The organism is Paenibacillus vortex V453 (genome assembly GCF_000193415.1).
In the GTDB taxonomy this organism is placed as follows: Bacteria; Bacillota; Bacilli; order Paenibacillales; family Paenibacillaceae; genus Paenibacillus_AQ; species Paenibacillus_AQ glucanolyticus.
Genome location: NZ_ADHJ01000046.1, coordinates 1 through 2,768, shown reverse-complemented (window position 1 = coordinate 2,768; position 2,768 = coordinate 1). Strand labels below are relative to the sequence as shown.

The following is a 2,768-nucleotide window of genomic DNA, read 5'->3' as shown; positions in this document are numbered from 1 at the left end:
TAAGCTCCATATCTGCTGTTCCTGTTCCTGAACTCCTAAATGAAAGCTAATGTTGGTCTTCCAAAAAAGGTTAAGGTATAATATGTGTATTATTGGACTTTGCGTTATTACCTCTGCCAAGGTATTAACGCTTTTTCTTTTTGTGATTCCTGTATCCGAAGTTGCACTCCATCCGATTTAATCCCAAGAATCATTTTGAGTTCGTTTCAATCGAGCCATGAATATGGTCTTAATTTGGAAGCTTTCTGCAATTAACCGAGACTATTGTCGCACTTCCATTCACCTGAATATATATATTTTTTCCAGTTTATTTGTTACTATAAGAGAGCAAATTCTATAATTAGGAGGCATAAATAATGAAAAAACTTATTGTTGCAGTCACTTTTGTGTTAGGACTCACATCAGTCCTAGTAGCACCAACAAATTGACGCACAGAAAACCGCACCATCAGCAGTTGCAAAAAAAGTCAAAGTAAAGCAGATAAGCTCAAGTACTATCAAAAACAAATTGATAAGTTAAAATCCGAGATAGAAAAATTACAGAGTCAAAGTTAAAACCAGGCTCCAAAGGGATGTTAGCAAGCTTAGAAAAAGAAAACGCCCTATTAGAGAAACAGAAATATTGGCTCAATAAAATTATGAGTTAGCAAAACAATAGGTTAATCGAAGGAGTCTTATGAAAAACAAATCTATTTTATCTTTAATTTTTTTCTTGATTATAACAGTTTTATCTTCCTCTGGAGCATTCGCTCATCCGGGACGAATAGATTTACCTAAGAATCAAGCTAGTGGAACACTTCAGGTCTATTACTTCGATGTAGGGCAAGGCGATTCAACGTTAATTAGAACGCCTGAAAATCAGTACATACTTATTGATGCTGGGAATAATAATCAAGGCAATAATGTTGTTAAGTATCTGAATCACCTTGGTGTGAATACACTAGATGCTGTAGTTGCTACACATCCAGACGCTGATCATATCGGCGGTTTAGATGATGTTATTAAATCGATTAATGTTAAATCTGTTTATGCTCCAAAGGTTTCACACACAACAGACACCTATAAAGATTTCTTGCTGGCTGTAAAGAACAAAGGACTTACCATAAAACAGGCTAAAAAAGATGTTACAATCCCGCTCATGGGTGTTACCGCTACCTTCTTAGCTCCCGTTAATGAATATGGCAGCGATTTAAATAAGTGGAGTGCTGTCCTAAGATTAGGGTATAAGAATAACTCCTTCCTCTTTACTGGCGACGCCGATATCAAATCCGAAACAGACATGCTTATAAACAAGTCCATATTAAAAGCAGACGTTCTTAAAGTGGGGAGTCATGGATCTATCTCATCTTCAAGTAAGAAATTTATAGACGCAGTAAAGCCGAGGTATGCAATCATCAGTGTAGGAAAGAATAGTTACGGTCATCCGAATGCAGGTATCCTGTCTCGCCTCAAAGATGCTGGCGCTGCTGTAATGCGAACTGACCAAAAAGGAACAATTACGGCTATCAGTAACGGATCTACAATAACTTTTACTACAACAAAGGGTGCGAAATGAGAAAAGGAATAATAGATCGATTTGAAGGAAGCTTTGCTGTTGTAGAAATTGAAGGTAGTACAGAGGACATTCCAAAAGAACTGCTTCCTTATGATTGCAGTGTGGGTAATGTGCTTACCATTAGCGATAATAAAATTACAGTTGATAAAACAGAAACCTTGAAACGTAAAGAAGAGTTTTGATGATCTAATGAATGAATTATTTGAAGACTAGTAAAAACAAAAACAAGCCTGATGTTTAGTGAAGTGACCCCCAGGTAGTGGAATATTTTTCCGGTTGGCAGATGCGACGATGTCGTCATATTCTGAAGGAGTAGACCCCAAAAAAAAAATTTAAGGGTAGCTTTTTTGATGCTGGTTGAGAAAGACTTTTCCGAGAAATATCGGAATATTACTAATACATAAGCAATCATCGATTCTAAGCCCTGATTCCTTTAAATACTCAATGAAATTTCACTTAAAGGCCTCCACCATCTGGAGACCTTTTATGTGTAAGTGATTTAAATTAAAAACACTTCTCATAAAACTAATGAAGTTAACATAAGCATGCATCATTAAATATGGGCTTCGGAAGTATTTAAATCTCTGTCTACTATTTTATCCCCTATCAATATAACCCGCTACGCAAGGTAAACGACCAGCCTGCAATAACAAAGGCATCCCCCTCCTTCAGGGGGTATTCTTTATACGGCACCATGGACTCTCCCTTTAAAATCGTACCGTTTCTTGAACCCAGGTCCTTTAATACGTATTCTCCACCTTCACGCGAGAGCTCGACATGTGCCCGCGAAGTTCCCACACCCTGAGCAACAAATTGCGCGACATCAGGGGATCTGCCGATGATAAAATGGGGTTGCGTCAATTCAATCCGCTGCGTGGCGGCTGCATTCGGTTCGTTCAGCTCCAGATAGGTTCTTGCTGAATGTGGATGAGCAGGAGGCTTCGTTTCCGGACCTAGCAGTACAGTAGCCCCTCCGCCTCTATGTGATGAAAGCACCTCCGTGCGCTGGGACAAATGAGCATAATAATCACCTTCCTCGCCATAAGAGACTGCAGGTTCAGCCTCTTGTGAATGCGAATAGGGATAGCCCTGCCCCTGCGGAGGGTAGCCTGCTTGTTTCTGATGGTCCTCTGGATGGGTTGGAGATTTGGGAACCTTCCATCTCCAGTTCTCCCTGCTCTCCCTAAGCTCCATATCTGCTGTTCCTGTTCCTG

At 39.7% G+C, this 2,768-nt stretch carries 3 protein-coding genes; 2 read left to right on the top strand and 1 reads right to left on the bottom strand.

All coding sequences use genetic code 11. The features are described 5' to 3' along the window. Positions 1-675 precede the first annotated feature (675 nt). Both PVOR_RS25070 and PVOR_RS25065 read left to right on the top strand, forming a co-directional pair. Positions 676-1,554: a ComEC/Rec2 family competence protein gene (locus PVOR_RS25070; RefSeq protein WP_006212354.1), complete on the top strand. Its 879-nt coding sequence runs from the start codon at positions 676-678 to the stop codon at positions 1,552-1,554. Next, the gene (locus PVOR_RS25065; RefSeq protein WP_006212353.1) at positions 1,551-1,736 is read left to right on the top strand and encodes a DUF3006 domain-containing protein; all 186 of its coding nucleotides are present in this window, start codon (positions 1,551-1,553) and stop codon (positions 1,734-1,736) included. The genes PVOR_RS25070 and PVOR_RS25065 overlap by 4 nt, the downstream gene beginning before the upstream one ends. 424 nt (positions 1,737-2,160) lie before the next feature. Here the strand turns inward: PVOR_RS25065 and PVOR_RS25060 are convergent. After that, on the bottom strand, positions 2,161-2,768 hold a 608-nt coding region (locus PVOR_RS25060), incomplete at its 5' end, for an FHA domain-containing protein (protein ID WP_006212352.1).